Origin of the sequence: Methanomassiliicoccus sp., from assembly GCA_033485155.1 — an archaeon.
Lineage (GTDB): Archaea > Thermoplasmatota > Thermoplasmata > Methanomassiliicoccales > Methanomassiliicoccaceae > UBA6.
This window is the reverse complement of the sequence record JAWQJJ010000001.1, coordinates 533,242-551,729: the sequence shown is the minus strand read 5'-3', so window position 1 is coordinate 551,729 and position 18,488 is coordinate 533,242. Positions and strand designations below refer to the sequence as shown.

At 61.6% G+C, this 18,488-nt stretch carries 21 protein-coding genes; 13 read left to right on the top strand and 8 right to left on the bottom strand.

Annotation, left to right across the window (positions count from 1 at the left end; translation table 11 throughout):
- Positions 1-112: 112 nt before the first annotated feature.
- Genes SA339_02805 through SA339_02795 form a run of 3 tightly spaced genes read left to right on the top strand, consistent with a single transcriptional unit; the run spans position 113 to position 3,214 of the window.
- A complete protein-coding gene (locus SA339_02805) occupies positions 113-676 on the top strand; it encodes a cupin domain-containing protein (GenBank protein MDW5562130.1) in 564 nt (187 codons plus the stop codon).
- 9 nt (positions 677-685) lie between these two features.
- Complete coding sequence (locus tag SA339_02800; GenBank protein ID MDW5562129.1) at positions 686-2,338, top strand: AMP-binding protein; 1,653 nt, start codon at positions 686-688, stop codon at positions 2,336-2,338.
- A gap of 45 nt (positions 2,339-2,383) precedes the next feature.
- Positions 2,384-3,214, top strand: coding sequence for an alpha/beta fold hydrolase (locus SA339_02795; GenBank protein ID MDW5562128.1), 831 nt, complete (start codon positions 2,384-2,386; stop codon positions 3,212-3,214).
- Positions 3,215-3,299: 85 nt separating this feature from the next.
- Here SA339_02795 and SA339_02790 read toward each other — a convergent pair whose 3' ends face one another.
- On the bottom strand, positions 3,300-3,821 hold the full coding sequence (locus SA339_02790; GenBank protein MDW5562127.1) for a hypothetical protein: 522 nt from the start codon (positions 3,819-3,821) through the stop codon (positions 3,300-3,302).
- A gap of 339 nt (positions 3,822-4,160) precedes the next feature.
- On the opposite strand from SA339_02790, the gene SA339_02785 reads away from it, so the two are divergent.
- Both SA339_02785 and SA339_02780 read left to right on the top strand, forming a co-directional pair.
- Complete coding sequence (locus tag SA339_02785; protein MDW5562126.1) at positions 4,161-5,693, top strand: carboxypeptidase M32; 1,533 nt, start codon at positions 4,161-4,163, stop codon at positions 5,691-5,693.
- A 73-nt stretch (positions 5,694-5,766) separates the two neighbouring features.
- Entirely contained in the window at positions 5,767-7,377 is a 1,611-nt protein-coding gene (locus SA339_02780) for a hypothetical protein (GenBank protein ID MDW5562125.1), read from the top strand.
- On the opposite strand, the gene SA339_02775 is transcribed toward SA339_02780, so the two are convergent.
- A complete protein-coding gene (locus SA339_02775; protein ID MDW5562124.1) occupies positions 7,374-8,519 on the bottom strand; it encodes a hypothetical protein in 1,146 nt (381 codons plus the stop codon). The two genes, SA339_02780 and SA339_02775, sit on opposite strands and share 4 nt — an antisense overlap.
- Positions 8,520-8,580: 61 nt before the next feature.
- Between SA339_02775 and SA339_02770 the strand changes: the two genes are divergently transcribed.
- Genes SA339_02770 through SA339_02755 form a run of 4 tightly spaced genes read left to right on the top strand, consistent with a single transcriptional unit; the run spans position 8,581 to position 9,970 of the window.
- On the top strand, positions 8,581-8,724 hold the full coding sequence (locus tag SA339_02770) for a hypothetical protein (GenBank protein ID MDW5562123.1): 144 nt from the start codon (positions 8,581-8,583) through the stop codon (positions 8,722-8,724).
- Complete coding sequence (locus tag SA339_02765) at positions 8,717-8,932, top strand: hypothetical protein (protein ID MDW5562122.1); 216 nt, start codon at positions 8,717-8,719, stop codon at positions 8,930-8,932. Before SA339_02770 ends, SA339_02765 begins: the two co-directional genes overlap by 8 nt.
- Positions 8,933-8,958: 26 nt before the next feature.
- The gene (locus SA339_02760) at positions 8,959-9,561 is read left to right on the top strand and encodes a TetR/AcrR family transcriptional regulator (GenBank protein MDW5562121.1); all 603 of its coding nucleotides are present in this window, start codon (positions 8,959-8,961) and stop codon (positions 9,559-9,561) included.
- Between the two features lie 49 nt (positions 9,562-9,610).
- Positions 9,611-9,970: a hypothetical protein gene (locus SA339_02755; GenBank protein ID MDW5562120.1), complete on the top strand. Its 360-nt coding sequence runs from the start codon at positions 9,611-9,613 to the stop codon at positions 9,968-9,970.
- A 55-nt stretch (positions 9,971-10,025) separates the two neighbouring features.
- On the opposite strand, the gene SA339_02750 is transcribed toward SA339_02755, so the two are convergent.
- Entirely contained in the window at positions 10,026-10,436 is a 411-nt protein-coding gene (locus SA339_02750) for a pyridoxamine 5'-phosphate oxidase family protein (protein MDW5562119.1), read from the bottom strand.
- 70 nt (positions 10,437-10,506) lie between these two features.
- Here SA339_02750 and SA339_02745 point away from each other — a divergent pair, with 70 nt between their 5' ends.
- Both SA339_02745 and SA339_02740 read left to right on the top strand, forming a co-directional pair.
- Complete coding sequence (locus tag SA339_02745) at positions 10,507-11,280, top strand: winged helix-turn-helix domain-containing protein (protein MDW5562118.1); 774 nt, start codon at positions 10,507-10,509, stop codon at positions 11,278-11,280.
- Positions 11,270-12,064 carry a DUF1638 domain-containing protein gene (locus tag SA339_02740; protein MDW5562117.1) on the top strand — a complete coding sequence of 265 codons (795 nt, stop codon included), beginning with the start codon at positions 11,270-11,272 and terminating at the stop codon, positions 12,062-12,064. The genes SA339_02745 and SA339_02740 overlap by 11 nt, the downstream gene beginning before the upstream one ends.
- A gap of 22 nt (positions 12,065-12,086) precedes the next feature.
- On the opposite strand, the gene SA339_02735 is transcribed toward SA339_02740, so the two are convergent.
- From SA339_02735 to SA339_02720, 4 genes are all read right to left on the bottom strand, one after another.
- Positions 12,087-12,443 carry a NifB/NifX family molybdenum-iron cluster-binding protein gene (locus SA339_02735; GenBank protein MDW5562116.1) on the bottom strand — a complete coding sequence of 119 codons (357 nt, stop codon included), beginning with the start codon at positions 12,441-12,443 and terminating at the stop codon, positions 12,087-12,089.
- 97 nt (positions 12,444-12,540) lie between these two features.
- Positions 12,541-13,167, bottom strand: a complete 627-nt coding sequence (locus SA339_02730) for a helix-turn-helix domain-containing protein (GenBank protein MDW5562115.1) — start codon at positions 13,165-13,167, stop codon at positions 12,541-12,543.
- A gap of 51 nt (positions 13,168-13,218) precedes the next feature.
- Positions 13,219-14,994, bottom strand: a complete 1,776-nt coding sequence (locus tag SA339_02725; protein MDW5562114.1) for a cation:proton antiporter — start codon at positions 14,992-14,994, stop codon at positions 13,219-13,221.
- Positions 14,995-15,145: 151 nt separating this feature from the next.
- Complete coding sequence (locus tag SA339_02720; protein ID MDW5562113.1) at positions 15,146-15,289, bottom strand: hypothetical protein; 144 nt, start codon at positions 15,287-15,289, stop codon at positions 15,146-15,148.
- Between the two features lie 44 nt (positions 15,290-15,333).
- Here SA339_02720 and SA339_02715 point away from each other — a divergent pair, with 44 nt between their 5' ends.
- On the top strand, positions 15,334-16,080 hold the full coding sequence (locus SA339_02715; protein MDW5562112.1) for a nitroreductase family protein: 747 nt from the start codon (positions 15,334-15,336) through the stop codon (positions 16,078-16,080).
- Positions 16,081-16,257: 177 nt separating this feature from the next.
- Complete coding sequence (locus SA339_02710; protein ID MDW5562111.1) at positions 16,258-16,398, top strand: hypothetical protein; 141 nt, start codon at positions 16,258-16,260, stop codon at positions 16,396-16,398.
- A gap of 113 nt (positions 16,399-16,511) precedes the next feature.
- Here SA339_02710 and cooS read toward each other — a convergent pair whose 3' ends face one another.
- A complete protein-coding gene (gene cooS / locus SA339_02705; protein ID MDW5562110.1) occupies positions 16,512-18,449 on the bottom strand; it encodes an anaerobic carbon-monoxide dehydrogenase catalytic subunit in 1,938 nt (645 codons plus the stop codon).
- Positions 18,450-18,488: the final 39 nt, after the last annotated feature.

The following is an 18,488-nucleotide window of genomic DNA, read 5'->3' as shown; positions in this document are numbered from 1 at the left end:
TAGACGAGCGGTGACAAGGTATATTAGCCGATTTGGAGATTTGCCCGGAGACCAGCGGCCATGGTCCCGAGCGACCGTGTCGTCCTGGAACGACCAGCACCCGGAGGATAGCATGTCAGCTTCTGAAAAACTAGGAAACCGCCTCAAGACCTACCGCGAGCGCCTTGGACTCTCCGTTGAGGACCTGGCCAAGAACGCAGGGATCGACGCCGCCCTGGTAAACAACATCGAGAACGGGACCGTGTACCCGGCCATCGGCGTACTGGTCAAGCTGTCCCGGGCCCTGGGCCAGCGACTGGGAACGTTCATGGACGACCAGTTCATTCCCGATCCCCTCATCGTCCGCGCCGCGGGGAGGAAGGAAGCCACCACTCCCCACCACGGGGCGGGTCCAGGCAACTACCACTACTACCCGCTGGGCAAGGGAAAGACAGACCGCCACATGGAGCCCATGTACATCGAGATCGAACCGACCAGCGAAAGCTCACTGTCCTCTCACGAGGGGGAGGAGTTCATCATCGTGGTGAGCGGGGAGATCGAGCTCACCTACGGGAAGGAGATGTACCGGCTGAAGGCCGGAGACTCCATGTACTACAACTCGGTGGTGCCGCACGATGTCCGGGCGGCTGGGAACGCCAAGGCCGCCATCTACGCGGTCATCTATACTCCCTTCTGAGGCCTTGACATGGTAAGGGCCGAGATAACCAGAGAGGTCACCCTGGGCCAGCTGCTGGACGAGACCGTGGCGAAGTGCCCGGACAACGAGGCCATAGTGTATGCGGACCGCGACTACCGCGAGACCTGGCGGGAGTTCTCCGATACCATCGACCGGGTGGCCAAAGGCCTGATGGCGCTGGGCGTCAAGAAAGGGGAAAAGGTGGCGGTGTGGGCGACCAACGTCCCGCACTGGGTGACCTTACAGTATGCCACCGCGCGCATCGGCGCCATCCTGCTCACCATCAATATCAACTACAAAATCTCGGAGATCGAGTACGTGCTCACGCAGTCGGAGACGGAGAACATCTTCGTCATCGACGGCTACCGAGATACCGACTACGTCGCCACCATCTACGAGCTCGTCCCCGAGCTGAAGACCCAGCCGCGGGACAAGCTGCACTCGGAGAGGTTTCCGCACCTGAAGCGGGTGTTGTTCCTGGGGCCGGAGAAGCACCGGGGCATGTACTCGATGAATGAGGTCATGGCCATGAGCGTGGAGACCTCCGATGGCGAGTACAAGGAGAGGCAGGCCGCCCTATCCTGCTACGATGTCGTCAACATGCAGTACACATCGGGCACCACCGGCTTCCCCAAAGGGGTCATGCTCACCCACCACAATATCGGCAACAACGGATATTGGATCGCGGCCAACATGAACTACACCTGCGAGGACCGCATTTGTCTGCCGGTGCCCCTGTTCCACTGCTTCGGCTGCGTGCTGGGGGTGATGGCTTCGCTAAACTCCGGGGCATGCCTGGTCATCCTGGAGAAATATGATCCGGTGAATGTGATGATGGCCGTGGAGAAGGAGAGGTGCACCGCGCTGTACGGCGTGCCGACGATGTTCATCGCCGTCCTCGAGCACCCTCTGTTCAGCAAGTTCGATTTCTCCACCCTGCGTACCGGAATTATGGCCGGATCGCCCTGCCCGGTGAAGAGCATGCATGAGGTCGTGGAGCACATGAACATGCGCGAGATCACCATCGTGTTCGGCCTTACCGAGTCGTCGCCGGGGATGACCCAGACCCGCTTCGACGAGCCGTCCATCGAGAAGAAATGCGCCACCGTGGGCCGCGTTCTGCCGGGGGTGGAGATGAGGCTGTTCAACCCCGATACCGGCCTCGAGTGCGCGGTCGAGGAGCACGGCGAGGTGTGCTGCCGCGGCTACAATGTGATGAAGGGTTACTACAACATGCCTGAGGAGACCGCCAAGGCCATTGATAAGGATGGCTGGCTGCACTCCGGCGACATCGGGAAGGTCGACGCCCTGGGCTATCTGTCTATCACCGGGCGGCTCAAGGACATGATCATTCGCGGCGGGGAGAACGTCTACCCCAAGGAGGTCGAGGACTTTATCCACCACATGGACGGCATCCAGGACGTGCAGGTGGTCGGCGTCCCAAGCCAGAAATACGGGGAGCAGGTCGGCGCGTTCATCATCCTGAAGAAGGGCATTCAGATGACCTCCGAGGATGTCCAGGACTTCTGCCGGGGCAAGATCGCGTGGTACAAGACCCCCAAGTACGTGGCCTTCGTCAATGAGTTTCCCCTGACGGCCTCCGGGAAGATCATGAAGTACAAGCTGAGGGAGGACGCCCATAAGCGGTGGCCTGAGGCGTGAGCCGAAAAAAGCAGTAAATAGTACCTCGCGAATCGGTGCGGTCGGATGCCTAAGATCAAGGTTGGAGACGCCGTCATCCACTACCACGAGAGCGGGGAGGGGGAACCCCTCCTCCTCATAACCGGTTTCTACGGGGACCTGTACAACTGGAAGAAAGCGATACCTCTGCTCAGCAAGTCCTATCGGGTCATCGTCTTCGATAACCGGGGCAGCGGGCACACCGAGGACCCTGGGACACCGTTCACAATGGCCCAGATGGCTGACGACGTCGCCGGCCTCCTGGACGCGCTGGGCATCGAGCGGGCGCACATCCTGGGCTGGTCCATGGGCGGGAACGTGGCCCAGGAGCTGGTCTTTCGCCACCCGGAGAAGGTCGCCAATCTCATCCTGATGTCCACCTACACCTACGAGCCGAACCGTGCCCGGTTCGCCATCGACGCCATGATCCACGCTGTGCGGGAGGGTGCCAGCATGGATACTTTCCAGACGATGATGCAGACCTGGTGCTCGACCGAGGCGTTCTTCCGGGGCAAGGTCTCGGTGTGCGAGCTCGGAGAGGGATGCGACATCAGCGTCCTCAACGGCCTGGACCGGCAAAAAAGGGCCCTAGACGGGTTCGACAGCCGGGAGCGGCTCCACCTCATCACCATGCCCACCCTGGTCGTCCATGGGGACGAGGACATCATGGTCCCCATCGGCTTCGGCGAGAGACTGGCCGCCGGGATATCGAACGCCGAGTTCAACGTAATCGCCAGCGCGGGGCACTTCCTCCCGCCATCTGGATATGCTCCCCTGGTGCTGGACTTCCTGGCCAAGCATCCCATGGAAGAGATGGTCGGCCAGGTGCGGTCGGAAGGCGTGAAGGAAAGGAACTGATCCTGACAGGGCCGCCGGCTCCGCCGAGCCCGATCTTGTCATCCACCGCGGCGCGGGGTTCGCCGACCGGCGACCAGGTGATCGCTTAGAGCGTCCACAGGTCTGGGACGATCGAGTATGCAGCCCCGAGGACCAGGGCGGCGTCGGCGATGATGTGCAGTAAGAACAATGGGACCATGGACCTGGTGCGTTGAAACAGGAGTAGGTACCCCACGGTCATCACGAACTGGGCGGAGAGGAATATCTGGGACAGTGGGAAAACACTCCTAAATCCGGGAAGGAACTCACCCCAGAACAGGGCGTGGATGAGGCCGACGAATATGATCGTCATCAGCACGCCCACCACCGTTCCCGCGACCCTCCCCACCCCCTTCTTCCATCGGGTTTGGAACGCCTCGAAGATGTACACCCACAGCAGCTGCTCGGAGAGGGCGTTGATCGGCACCCACAGCGCGAGGGACACCGCCACGCCCGGCAGGGGATCGTACCCGGCACGATGGTCAACACGGCGAGGGTCTGGGCCACCAGCTGCACGGCGAGAAGGATGAGGAAGAGCGGCCAGGCCCAGGTCCGAGGGCGGACGTACTGCAGCGAACCTTTCCGCCACTTGACGATGCCGACGCAAAAGACGCCGTAGTATAGCGCCAGCGGCAGCAGGGCCCCGGTCCATCGAAAAAGGAGGGCACAGGCCACCGGCAGCAGGAAGGTGGCCACCAGGGCGATGACGATGTCGAGGTTCGTAGCGCGGAACGTATGTTCGGAGGATGCCTCCTCGGAGCTCACACGGCAGTAAATGTCCGTCGGCCTACAAGTCGTCTTCCATGTGCTTTACCAAATCTTCGGACCGACCCTGTCCCACGGAGCCAACGACGGCCGACCATACCAGTTGCTTCGATAATCGTAACTAGAGTTAATAACTCCCTTACACTTCCCCTATCTGATCAACATGGTCTCCCCACTCCAGAAGCACTACGACCAGCTGCTCGAAAGATACAAGGAAATGACCGTCCTCCGCACCGCCGGGGACATCATCTACTGGGACATGGAGACCAAGATGCCGGCCAAGGGCCTGGAACTGAGGAGCGAACAGCTCTCTTTTATTGGGCTGACCACCCACAAGATGGTCACCGACCGCAAGATCGGCACCCACCTGGACGCTATTGAGAAGGACAAGGGATTCTCCGGTCTCAGCGACGAGCAGAAAAGGAACGTCCACCTGCAGCGCAAGATGTACGACGAGGAGTCCAAGCTCCCTGACGCCCTAGTCGCGGAGATGTCCAAGCAGCAGATCTTGGCGGTGGGGGCGTGGAAGAAGGCCAAGGCGGCCAAGGACTATGCGCTGTTCCGCAACGACCTGGCTAAAAACATCGAACTGAAGAGACGGGCCGCCGAGATCCTCATGGAGGCCAAGGGGGCTAAGACGCCCTACGACGCCATGCTGGACCTCTACGAGCCGGGTATGACCGCTGACCGTATCAGCAGGATGTTCGGGGGAATGCGCACCGGCCTCATCAAGATCCTGCAGCGGGTGGACGCAGGGGATCGACCGGACCAATCGTTCCTCTTCAACCGAGTATCTATCGACGCCCAGCGAAAGATTAGCCAGATGGCCATGGACTTTCTGGGCTACCAGACCACCGGCCCCGAGGCCTGGGGCCGGCTTGACGAGACCGAGCACCCGTTCTCTAACGGTTACTACAACGACGTCCGGGTCACGACCCACTACTATGAGGATAACTTCAAGTCCAGCCTGTTCAGCGTCCTCCACGAGTGCGGGCATGCGCTCTATGAGAGTCAGATGCCCGCGGCTTGGATCTACCAGCCCATTGGCAGTGCGGCCAGCTACGGCATCCATGAGTCACAGAGCCGGTTCGTGGAGAACATGGTCGGCCGGAGCCCGGAGTTCCTTGCCTACATCCTCCCCAAGCTGAAGAGGGTAGCCGGGAAGGCGCTGGCCGGGGTAGGTTTGGAAGATTTCGTCAGGGCGGTCAACGTGGCCGAACGGTCGAAGATCAGGATCGAGGCGGACGAGGTTACCTACGGGCTGCACATCATCATCCGCTTCGAGCTGGAGAAGGACATCTTCGCTGGCAAGGTCACCGTGGACGAGCTGCCTCAGGCGTGGAACGACAAGTATGCCAAGTACCTGGGGGTAGAGATCGAGGATGACGCCGAGGGCGTCATGCAGGACACCCACTGGGCGGGCGGGAGCTTCGGCTACTTCCCCAGCTATGCCTTGGGCAACATCTACGGGGGCATGTTCCTGGAGAAGATGGAACGGGACGTCCCCGATTGGAGGTCCGCCGTTGAGCACGGGGACTTCTCTCCGGTGCGGACCTGGCTCCGCGACAACGTGCACGCCAAGGGCAACATGTACGACCCCGCCGACCTGATCAAGGTGGTGACGGGGAAGAGCATCAGCACCTCGCCCTTCCTCAACTACCTGGGCCGCAAGGTGGACATGATATACGGGCAGTAGGCCGGACGAGTGATTGCTCGCCCGTGCCAACCACGTGGCGAGGATTAATATCCAGGCCCTCATGCACCCGTCGATGAACGGCCAGACCGAGGACCGGGTCGCCCTCCGCATCAGGCGGGACGTTATTGTTCCCCCGGGGGAGCGGACCTCTCGGCAGGAGGACATGCTCCGGTCGATCACTTCCCAGCTACAACGTTCGGCCGTATACGCCGGCCGTACCTGGGAGGTTTCCGACCTGGAAGCCTTGTCCGATCTCCCGCTGACTCCTTATTCCATGATCGAGGCGGCGATGGCCGCCGAGGGCCCGGAGCGCTGCCTGCTGACGCCTGCGGACCAGGTCTTCAAGACCTCGGGCTCCACCGGCAGCCCCAAGTGTATGTACTACACCAAAGGGGACGTCGACCGCCTGACCATGGACTTCGCGGTGCTATGCCGCATGGTTGGAGTACGCCAAGGAGACGTGGGATGGAACCTGGGGGGCGCCCGACCGAACGTCTCGGGAGCGATGCTGGAGCTGACCAGCGACCTCGTGGGGCTGGAGAAGCTGACCACCCTGCTGACCCGGGACTCGGACCTCATGGGGGCGCTGCGCCAGGCGTCCCGCGCGGACCGCATCGATGTTTTGTCCTGCCCCTCGCTGGTCCTCTACTTCCTGGCCCGCTCGATCGCGGAGCCCGGCTTCCTGGAGGGAGTGGTAAAGGAGAAGCTGAGGCGCGACTACCATCTGCCCGGGGCTATGGCCGACGTCGCCACTTCGCTGTACCTCTCCCGCATTGATCTGAATCGGCTCCGCCGAACGCTATCCTCCACCCGACTGGCCCTTACCTATGCGGAGCCGCTCACCCCATACGTGCAGGACCTTCGGGCAGCCTTCCCCCACATGATCTTCCACGATGTCCTGGGTAGCACCGAGAACCCCGTCCTGGCGGCTCAGCTGGACCACCGGGACCGGGGGTTATATCTCTTCGTCCATGCAATGGTGCCGGAGCTGGCTGATCCCGCCGAGGTGGTCAGGGGATTGCGGGAGGGTACTTCGGTGAGGGGCGTTCCATGGCCCGCCTGGGAGGCAGGGATGAGGGGTGAGCTGCTGATCACCCGCCCGGGGGAGAGCCTGCCCCTGGTAAGGTACCCCACCGGAGACATGATCGAGGTACTGGACCCCGCCGCGAAGGTCCGCATCGACGTCGATGGCGGGATATGGGCCACAATGCCTCTCATCAAGGTGCTCGGCCGGTCCGTGGAAACTCTCGACTTCGAGGTCCCCGACGAGATGGGGTCCTTCCTGGGCAACAAGATCTACTCTCATCACATCCACGAGGCGCTGCAGAGGCCGAACAACGTGCGATGGTGGGAGCTGTACAACATCAAAGGCGATCCCGGACGGCTGTGCTTCCTGGTCATCCCGGACAAGGACGTCGAGGACCGGGACCGGTTCTCGAAGGATACCCTCCGCCACCTACTCCGGGAGTGTGACGACCCCCACCACACCCTGCAGATCGGCCACGAACTGGGCCGGGTCGAGGTCGTGGTGACCGGGTCGGGCGCGTACAGCGTTGTGCAGCGGGAGATCGATCGCCGGGTCAGGGAGGGCCGGTCCCTGGGTCAGCTCAAGCCGAAGCGCATCTACAAGGTCGAGGGAGAGGCGGAGTTCCGCACCATGGTCAGGGAGAAGCTCGAGGCCTAGCGGGCCCTCTCCTCGGTCATGATCGGAACCTCGGCCGGAACCCACACCCGAAGAAAGCCATCCGGCACCAGACTGGTGGCGAGCATTACCGTGTCGATGTCCTCATGCTCCCGCCACAGGTCATTGTCGCGGTTGCGGAGATCGGACCAGAACGCCTCGATCCGCCTTCCCAGGGGTGCGTGGCTCCGCAGGATGTCGAACTCATCAGCCAGCACCTCGTCCATCCCTCCCGGGCGGGCGTCCAGACGCTCCGCCGCGTGCAGGCCGATGGATAGCCCCAGCTCCCGGAAGGCCAGGCGGTGCGTGGCAGGAATGTCGCAGTCCATCTCCCCGACCGCCGCCATGCTCACGGCAGACTCCGCGGAGATGTGCCGCAGCAAACCGAGGGTGGTGCCGTCCTCCATACTCGCCACCCTCCAGGCATCAATGAGCAGCGACCCCACCCCCAGCGGATCATCGGTCGCCCAGCTGCCTTTCCTGCACATCGCGGTGGCGTCCTCGATGGCCGGCCCCAGATCGGGAAACGAGGCTTCGGGAAACTGCTCCTCGGCCAGCTGGAGCTCGCGGTAGGTAACGAAGGCGTCGAGGGCGTCGTGCTGACCCATGGACAATACGAGGGGGCGGTCGAGGCCGATGCTCATCTTCCAGAACATTCTCCTCCCCCCGCTGGGATGGTTGTAGGCAAACCTCTCCTGGGCCACCGCGGCCAGCTCAATAGCCCACCTCAGATACCGGGGCTCAGCGGCTACCTCACTCACCCGAGCCAGGGCATGCATCCACTTGGTGAGATAATGCAGGTACTGCCCGTCCCGGTCCCATTCCTCCCGTGGATCCATTGATTCCCCGGGGGCACGCTCCGACACTTTCTTCCCGATACGCAGCCCTCCGGCGGTCGGGTGTTCACGGCCCTCATCCTCGGGAAGGCCGCTGATCCATCCCCTCCGCCCGTCGTCCCCTCGGTGGCGACCCAGGACGCGGTGCACCTGGTCCACCAGGCGAAGCGCGAGCCTACGGAACCTGTCCTCCCCGGTTAGGCGGTGGAGTTCGAGAAAGTTGCACACCGCAAAGGAGTCGGTCCACAGGTACCGCCGCGGTCCGGCGCCCTCCGGTTCCAGGCCGGTTCGGGACGCAAACTTAGTCATGAGATCGATGGCCGTCGATAAACCGCCGTTCCTCATACCTCTCGGGCATCCTTCAGCGCGGATGCATATTCAAGGTGCCGGTACCGGCGTCGTCGCCGACCTCGTGGTGCTCGACGACCCGTCCGGGCCGCAATGGCCGTTCGCCCTCCCCGCGTTCGTGTTCATCCACGCCCAGGTCATCTTCAACTGTCTGGTGTATGCATGACGCACACATCACTCTGGCCATCGGAATCATCGGGCGGGCCTTCCTCCTCCACTTTCCCGGCGACGTGGACATAGCCATCCTTCACGACCGATCGGCACGGGGGTTCAGAGCGCATGATCGCCTACCCGACGTCCATGTGGAATACGGCTTTCGGCTGATACCTGATGGCCTCCGCGAGGGGCAGCAGGGCGGCGACAACCACATTTAAATCGAGGCCTCGTCATAGGCGGTCACATGCCTGGGACCAAGAAGAAAGCGGACCCCTCGAAGATCATCAAGCCGGCCATGGAGCTCTTCGCCAGCAAGGGCTTTTCCAATGTCACCCTGACGGATATCGCCAAGGCGTCAGGCGTGCCGGTCGCCGAGGTCAGAGCCCTCTATCCGACCAAGGAGGAGCTCCTGATCGCCGCCTTCCGCATCGGCCAGAGGAAGATGGAAGAGCGTTTCCGGACGATTCACACCGGGGACCTGGAATCCCATATCGAAGAGATGTTCGATGGCATCAAGGACGGGCTGATGCCTTTCGGCCCCGAGCTTCATCTCAACATCATCTATCAGGCCACCGAGGACCGGACGCTGATGGAGATCGTCAAGCGGTCCTCGAAGAACGTCAACTTCGCGGTCAAGGCATACCTCATGCAGATGGTCAACGACTCCATCATCGACGAGGTGGAGGGAGTGGAGAAGGTCAACGAGGACATGGTCACATCATTCATCGAGTACACTGCCCAGCTTCTCCAGGGCAAGAAGCTGCCGGCTGTCAAGAAGGCGTGGGTGGCGGGCGTCCGCGCCAAGCTGAAGCCTTCCACCAAGACCGCCGTCCCTATGCCGTTCTGACGTCCCAACGGGCGCAACCGTTTTATACGGTGGGTTCCGAGGCGCTGGCATGCCCGGAACCACCATCGAAAGGATCGTGGAGGCTCGGCTCAGGATGCTGGAGCACGAGATCCCAGGCACGAAGACCGACTACAACATCTTCCTCGAACGGAGGGGAGAGAGGGGAGAGATAATCGTCTCCGATCTGTGGGACCGCGTCATATACGTGGAGTTCGTGGAGAGCGAGGGGAGCCTCGACCGCCCGGAGGCCCTGGACCAGTTCACCGAGGTCACACTGGCCGGGGGGAAGGCGCTGGTCATCGTTCCGGATGAGGCCCATTCCGCCGCCGCGGACCTCCTGGCCAAGGATGGGAACCCGTCCATCGAACTCGTCAGCTATGGCGTGGTGGGGATCGCCGTCCTCATCTGAGGCGGAAGCATGTTGAAAAAAGAGGGAAGTGGTTTACTGGAGGGATATGCGACCTTCAGACCATCCTCTTGCCCGCATCGTAGGTCGGGCTCTCGTTCCAAACCTCTTCCACCTTCAGCAGCCACAGGCCCTTCAGATCGAACTTCATAGACTTGAACACCCCGGCCATCTTGTCGAACACCGGGCCAGAGGTCATGTAGTCCTTCACCGAGGCCTTGACCTCGTAGGACTTGAAGCCCTGGGACACCAGTACGGAGACCTTGGTCTTCTCCTTCTGGGCCAGCTTCAGGTTCTCGCTGGTCTTGTGCATGAAGATCTCACCGATGAAGATGGTCTCCGGGTCGATGGCCCCAGAGCCACCGACGTTGATTATATGCACATCGTTGTTGGCGCTCCTCGTTCCCAATACCTTCGCTGCCTTCTGCTCGTTCAACAGGGCGAAAACGTCGTCAGGTAATGCAACCATTTTCTCACCGAGTCATAGGAGGGCATACAAAATACTTTAATATTGCCAAACAATACTTTTCTATTCAACCATGACCAGTCAAGACATGATAGAGGAGATAAGGTCCCTGAGGAGCGAGATGGGCACCTTGGGCGACCATATGGTACGTCTGCGCTATGCTGATATAAAGAGCGCGTTCCTGGAACAGATCAGAGTGGCCGTGGGGGAGGAGGGGCGCCGTACCTTCCAGAGCGAGGCTCCCACGCTCACCGCATCCTCCCAGTGCGAGCTGAAGTCGGTATGCCTAGCCAAGCTGGAGGGAGCGGTAGACGCGGCCGCGGACAGGTTCATGAGGGACGACGTCAAGGGCGCCAAGGAGCTCCTGGACGAGGTGGAGGGCCTCATCTCCGGCGAGTGCTCTGCCTGCCAGGACGACGATTGCTCACGGGGGGCCAAGGAGACCGTGCGGAGGGTGAGGGCGGTGCTGCAGGTGTACGATGGACTCATCACCAGGCTCGGGCCGGGACCTTCAGCGGTAAGGGCCGCCGCTCCCCGAGAGCCCGTCCCCGCCGACCGCGCCGAGAGGATCCTCGACCCTCTTGCCAACGCCTGGCGGATCAAAGTCCTCACCACCCTGCGCCGGGGGGAGCGAAGCCTGAGCGAGCTTGGCCGGGCGGTGGAGCTGCGCACAGGCCACTTACAGTTCCACCTCCGGGCACTCATCGAGGCCGGGTACGTGGAGGCAGACCGCCGCAGGCATCTGTACCGCATCACCGAGCGTGGGGTCGTCGCCCTCCAGTGGACCGAGGAGATCGTCCACCGTCTCGGGCCGGGTCCGGATGCGGAGGACGGCGATGCCCGCTGACCAGGTGCTCGGAATCATCGGCTGCCCCATCCTGGAGGACGAGCTTGTCTACGCGGTGCGCGGTGATCGCAGTATCTCTAGATTGTTCGTGGTCGACAACGAGGATTCCAAGAACCTAGTGAGGAAGCTATTAGCCCTGGACCGCCGACCACCGGTCACACTCATCGGCGAGGATGAGATCGAGCACCTGTCCCCGGAAGGGTTCGCTCTCCTGGTGTACATGAAGTCGATGGCCCTGCACGAGCATCCCGAACGGTTGCGAGAGGAGGTCTCGGCTACCGCCGCCGCTATGGCCCTGGTTTGCCGTTCCATCCTCCTCTTCTACGGCCTGTGCGGCAATGCTTTCAGTGACGTGGGCTCCATGTCCCGGACGGTGGGCCGACCGATAACCATCATCTCCGACCAACAGCAGAGACCAGTCGATGACTGCATCGCCGCGGTCCTCGGCGGAACGGACGGGTACCTGCGGCTTCTTAAAAGATACCCAGGCGTATTCTATCTAACCCCGGGCTGGGCCGAGAACTGGCGGACGCTAATGAAAAAGATGGAGATCACCCGGGGCATCGATGGGGACGACCTCGCCACCATCAAGTGGTTGTTCGAAATGGCCGGGTACAAGCTGGCGCTCAAGATCCAGACCGGACTGGGGGACCAGGAGGGGTTCGACGCCCGTATCGACGAGTTCGTCCGCACCTTCGGCTTCCAGCTTAGGGACCTGGAGGCCGAGCATATCAATCTGGATTGCGTGGACCGGTCGTACGCCGAAGCCAAGTCCCGGCTGTGACGGGGAGCGCCGGGACCAATGGTCAATGGCGCTGACATATCAGGCCTGGGTCGGAGGACGATAACCGACCCTCCCTGACCTGCTCCATGACGTCCCTCACCCTTCCCCGGGCCCCGCACAGCACGGTGATCCCCAGCTCAGCACAGCGGTCCGCGGCCTTCGCTCCCAGGTGACCGACGGCCACGGTGTCCGCCCCCGTCGACCTGATCAGCTCGGGCGGGCTCACCGCACCGCCCATATGATCGCTGGTATTGTCGATGATGGTCAATCCTCCGGTCTCCAGGTTCAATAGTGTGAAGGTAGGGGCCTTCCCAAAATGCTCGTACACTCGGTCGTCCATCCCTTTGCTGCCCTGCGTCGGTATGGCTATGATGGTCATGGTCAGCCTCCGGGCATCTCTCAGCCAGGGAACCTGGCCCATGCCCGCAGATGGTCATCCCATTCCCAGGCTTGGGAATTGTTCCGGATATGTCCGGTCAGAGCTCTCGCAGATGTTCCTCGATGACCGTCCGCTCCGCTCTCTTGAGCAGCTCGCCCAGCGAGGACGGGGAGATGCCGAGCCTCTTCGCCAGCTGGGAAAGGTGGACGCGCTTTGGCATGTCGTAATAGCCCTCTCTCAGCGCTAGGGAGAGGACCTCCTCCTGCCTCCTCGTCAATATGGACTTGTCCTTGATCGCTCTCACCCGCTCGATATCGACCCTGCTTCCCGCCCTCCGGAGTTCATCGACCAGCGCCTGCAGGGAGCCCTCTCTTCCCGTGATCAGCTTCCACCTCACCCGCCCCCCGTCGAGGCTTTGCGCCCCCACCATGAAGCAGTCGGACGCGGCCAGAATCTGGCCGGCTCGGCATGTCCGGTTCACCACTGTCGCCGCGACTTTGCCCCCGTCAGTGCGGGTGATCTCCACTCGTTCCACGGCCGGATGCTTCTGGATCTCGCCCACGATCATCCCGGGGTCCTCGCCCTCGTCGATCTCGATGAGGCTGCGTCCGCCCGTCGACCCGTACGGTAGGCATCGCTGGATATGGATGGTGGTTTTATGGCGTCCGCATATGTCGGACATCCAGGTGTCGGGAAGCTCGATGATCAGAGAGGCCTCCATCATGCCTAGGAAATGGACATTGGCTACTTCAAACCATGACCGAAAAGGCAGTGGTCATCGTGCATCCTTGATCTCATCCTCGTCCTCGGGGTTCACGATGTTCAAGTTGATCGTGGAGCGCACCCGTTCATACACTCTCTTGTAGCGGTTCCAGACCAGATAGAGGATGACCATCCAGGTCATGAGGAGGAAAATCAGAGCGGGGTACATCCCGACCCCGAACTCGGTCACGAAGGGGGCGAACAACAGGATCAGCACCATCGCCAGGGCCATATCCCCCAGGTTCCGCACCAGGCGGTAGGTGGCGGTCGGGCTGCCCTTGGCCTCCCCCGGCGCCCCTCGGGTCATCATGGCGGCCATCCGCCGGACGCTCATCATGGTGTTGAACACCGCCGGGGTGATGATGATCAGGCCGACCAGGAAGAGGAGGAGAATCGGCAGGATGTGGAATCCCTGAGCCGCATCCTTCAGCTCCTCGCTCATGGTCGACAGGAGGTTGACCAGCAGCATGACGCTGATGATGACCACCAGGTCCAGGGACAGCAGGAGGAGCTCGGACTTGGCCTTCTTCCTTATCTCCGCCGAGGCTTCGAAGCGCTTCCCCGCTTCATCCTTGAACTTGTTGAACCTCAATAACGAATACATCGCCTTCTGAGGTACACAACGGACGAGGCGGTCGTAGAGGCGGTCGGAGTGGCGGGACAGGACCGGCAGAAGGACCATGGTGATGAGGGCCGCCCCGAACACCGAGGAGTAGAAGCCCTGATCAATCAACCCTGCGTCCAAGGCGGTCTTGGCGATGATGAACGCGAACTCACCCATGGCTACCAGGCTGACTCCGACCCTGAAGCTGGAGCGCATTCCCATCCCGTTGATGTACGAGGCGAGGGTGACGCTCGATATCTTGGCCAGGGTGAAAGTGGAAGCGATGATCAGAGCGAGAGGTAGGCCGGAGAGGACCAGGGTGGGGTCGATCTGCATCCCGATGGAGATGAAGAACACGGCCATGAACAGCTCCTTCATCGGCTCGATCTTTGACTTGAGGACGGAGACGTAGGCGGACTGGGAAACAATCACCCCCATGAGGAACGCTCCGATGGCAATGGATAGTCCGATCGTGCTGGAAGCCAGGGCCATGGCGAAGCACAGGGCCATGGCGACGAGGAGGAGCGTTTCCCCGGAATAGTTTCGGGCGATCCAGTTCAGCAGCCTAGGGATTATGGTAATGCCCAGCACGATGCTCAGGGCGATGAACACCAGGATGACGAGGACCATGCTCAGGGTGGAGCCGAGGGTCGGGGACTCCCCCACCAGCAGGGGCGCCGCCAGGGTCAGGATGATGACCTGGCCGATGTCCTCCAGGACCGTGATACCGATGGCGAGCTTGGACTCCTTGGTCCCCAGCCTGCCCTGGCTCTGCAGCACCCCCACCACCACGGCGGTGGAGGTGCCGGATATTATGGCCCCGAGGAAGATCGAGGTCACCGTGTCCAGCCCCAGGAGCATGGTCCCCACGAGAAAGCCGAACATGACCATGGCGGTCATATTGATCGTCACCACGGCAATGGTGTACGAGCCGATGCGCCGCAGCTCCTTCAGGTTCAGCTCCATCCCGATATAGAACATCAGGAGAACGATGCCCATGTTGGAGAGGATGAAGACGGTGATGTTGTCCACCCATAGGTCCGGCAGCATGGTGGGGCCGAGGACTATGCCCGCCACCAGGTATCCGATGATGGAGGGGAATTTGAGCTTGACCAGCAGAATGGAGCATATGCCGGCGATGGCGGTCAGGAAGGTTATATCGAGAAGCAGCCTTGTCTCTTCCATCTACGTCCCCATCCCTGCCGCCACACCATCCCCGTCGCCATCTGGCCAGGGAGGGCAGGCTACGGGGCCGTGACCGCGCCAGCAGGTGCCGACACTGGTCTTATCCATGACACATCATTACTAATTTGTTTCGACCTGGCTCCACTATTCGCTACTCTCCCCTGGCTGGGACGATCGCGGCGCATCCCGGCCCTAGGGCGAGGTTGCCGGTCTGCGGATCGATATCACGGCCACAGGATACGCCGCATGGCTTCAGCCCGATAGCGGCCGGGTCCTCGCTGCCGCCTACGATCATGCGTTCTTTTGATATTGTACCTCTGATAGTAAGGGGTGAGGGCCATGAGCGAGGAACTGTACGAGGCGATGTTCGTTCGCAAGTCGGTGAGGAAGTTCGACCGGGAGAAGCTGGACGTGGCCACCATGGACCGGGTCGTGGCCTTCACGGCCACCATGAGGCCGCTGTTCCCGGATATCCGGACCGAGCTCAGACTCATGGGGCCCGAGGAGGTCAAGGGGATCTTCAAGGTCGACGCCCCCCATTACCTGGCAGTATTTTCCGAGAAGAAACCGGGCTTCGAAGCCAATGCAGGTTTCCTCCTCCAGCAGGCGGACCTGTTCCTGTCGGCCATCGGCCTTGGCAGCTGCTGGCAGGGAGGCCCCCGACCGGTCCGGGGCATGAGGCAGCTCTCGGGCTTGGACTTCGTGATCATGCTCGCTTTCGGACCTCCCCGGGAGGTGACCCGCCGGGACCGCTCCGGCTTCAAGCGCCGCTCCCTCTCCGAGATAACGGACATAACCGACCACTTCGAGGTCCTGGAGGCAGCGCGTATCGCTCCTTCGGGCATGAACAACCAGTCATGGTACTTCACTGGCGGGGATGGGACGATACATGCTTATGCCGCCCGCTCAGCCGTCACCGACGGCATGAACCGCATCAACGTCGGCATCGCCCTCGCCCACATGTGGCTTGCCGCCGATCACGAAGGAATGACGGCATCCTTCTCGGTCCAACCGGACGGAGGGGAGAGCACGCCCCGGGGGTACGCCTACATCGCATCGATGACCCTCGAGCATCAGCGCCCCTGAGCCCCGTCCCGCTCGAAATATGTCATCATCCAGTATAATATTCTGGGGACGTGGAAAACTTTTTTACAGACCTCCCGGAAAGTGTTCGTAATCGTAAAACGTTGCATTTGATAATAGGAACATCAACTTTGATAACACCCCATTGGCTTTTCCTTTTTCAAATACGGATGGAGCATCGTGGGCGACAAGCACTGCTATTTTTGCCAGTTCCAATTCTCTGGATCGAAGTGCACTGGTTGCGTTGCGTACAGCAACTATAAGAAATCAAGCGCAGCGAGACGCATCCCATCGACCGAGGAAAAGGACAAGAAGGGATGAACCCTCCCCAGGCCTCCGGTCGATCTTCCCGTGGATGATCGGGCCGCAGGCCTGAGATCTCATTTACCAAGATCGCCAAAGCTCAGATAAGATAAGGGGCAGAGCCCCGAGCCTTACAATCCCAGCCCCTTCCGCTTGATCTCGATGTGATCATAGATCAGAGCAGCCGCCTTCTTTGGTTCTGGTTCGACCCAGAACTTGGCCTTGATGCTATCCTCGATTGTGTCGGTCAGCAGCCTGGTGACGACCCTGCTTCCTCCGATGCGGGGCATGATGCCAAGTACCACGCTGACACCGCTTCCGACGAAGTACTCGGCGATGGAAACGGCCTTGGGGGAATACCATTCTGGGGCTGCCCCGGCTACCGGGAGCCGGTCGATGGTTACCCCTGCTTCCCGGGCCAGCTCCGCCACCAGGTTCAGTACCCGGGTGTTGTCGACGCAGGAACCCATGTGCAGGACGGGGGGGATGCCCAGCGAGCCACATACCTCCTTCAGCCCGTCCCCCGCGTACTGGATCGACTCGGGCAGCAACAGTCCGGCCTTGGCGCTGGCGATGGCCGCGCAACCAGTCTCCACGCACAGGATGTCCCGCTTGATCAGCTCCCTGGCCAGGGTGACGTGGGCGTAGTCGTGGCGAATGTGAGGGTTGTTGCATCCGACGATCCCTACGCATCCCCGGACCTTGCCCGCCTTGATCACGTCCAGCAGCGGCCCTAAGCTGCCGCCGAGGGCGTTCTTGATCGCCTCCACCGAGAAACCGACCATGGCTTCCATCGGCCGATCGGGGATGAATACCTTCTCCTTCATGCGGTTGGGGAAGTTGTCGATGGCCTCCTCCAACATGCGGCGGGACTGCTCGAAAGCGTTCTCCGGCCTGATCTCCATGAAGGTGGCCCCGGTGATGTGGGCCTTCGGCGAGGTGGTGAAGACTTTGGTGTGGTAACAGGCGGCGGTGTTGGGAAGGGTTGGGAAGATACATTGGTAGTCCACGACCATTGCCTCCAGCGCCCCTGTGGTGATCGTAAGCTCCTGGTCCAGATGGTTTCCCGCCTGGGGCACGCCCTTGCGCATGAGCAATTCATTGCCGGTGCAGCACAGCCCCACCAGGTTGATGCCCGCCGCCCCCACCCCCCGTGCCCGTTCCACCAGCTCAGGCAGCGCGGCGGCCTTGACCATCATCTCCGACAGCACCGGATTGTGGCCGTGCAGCGCGATGTTTACCTGGTCATGCTTGAGGACCCCCAGGTTCACCCTGGATCGCTTCGGCTCGGGGGTGCCGAACATGACGTCCGATATCTCGGTCCCCATCATGGAGCCTCCCCAGCCGTCGGCCAGGGACGCCCGGAATCCATGCATGACCAGGCCATAGGGATCGTTGCCGACTCCCATGTGGATGCGGTGCATCGCCTCGACCACCTCGCGGTCGATCCCACGGGGCATTATGTCAGTGGCTCTCCACCGCTCGAGGTCACCCGCCGGGACACGGTTGGCCATCTGCAGCTCGCCCTTGCGCATGCCGAACTCGTCCATCATCGCCAGCGCCAGCGACTCGGCGATCTTCTTCACCGGGGCGGATGTGTCGATGCCATACTCCTGAGCTATCCTCCGGAGCTTGGCCTCGTCGGCCACTGCATAATGGGGGGCCTGGTCACGGGAGGTCTTGAGCATCGCCTCCACGACGTCGCGGCCGTGGTCGGAATGGGCCGCCGATCCCATGGCCACCCAGTCCAGAAGGTTTCTGGCCACGATGAGGTTGGCGTCATTGCCGCAGACCCCCCGGACGCGGTCTCCGCCCATGATCCGGCAGGGTCCCATCGCACACCTCTGGCACGATATCCCCTCGGAGCAGAACTTGCAGTGTGGGGTCTGGCGCTCCAGTCGATCCCATACCGTCTCGGTGCCCTCCCGCATGGTCTTCTTGAGAACCTCCTGGGTCGATGGATCCAGCGCCCTATCTTCGGCCTTCTTGTCCACTTCCTCAGGCTTCAGCTGCTTGGTGGGTACGCGCAGACATTCGATGGACAGGATCTCGGGGTACTGGTCGCTCATGCCAAACGATTGACAACGCCCCGTATAACAGGCCTTCGC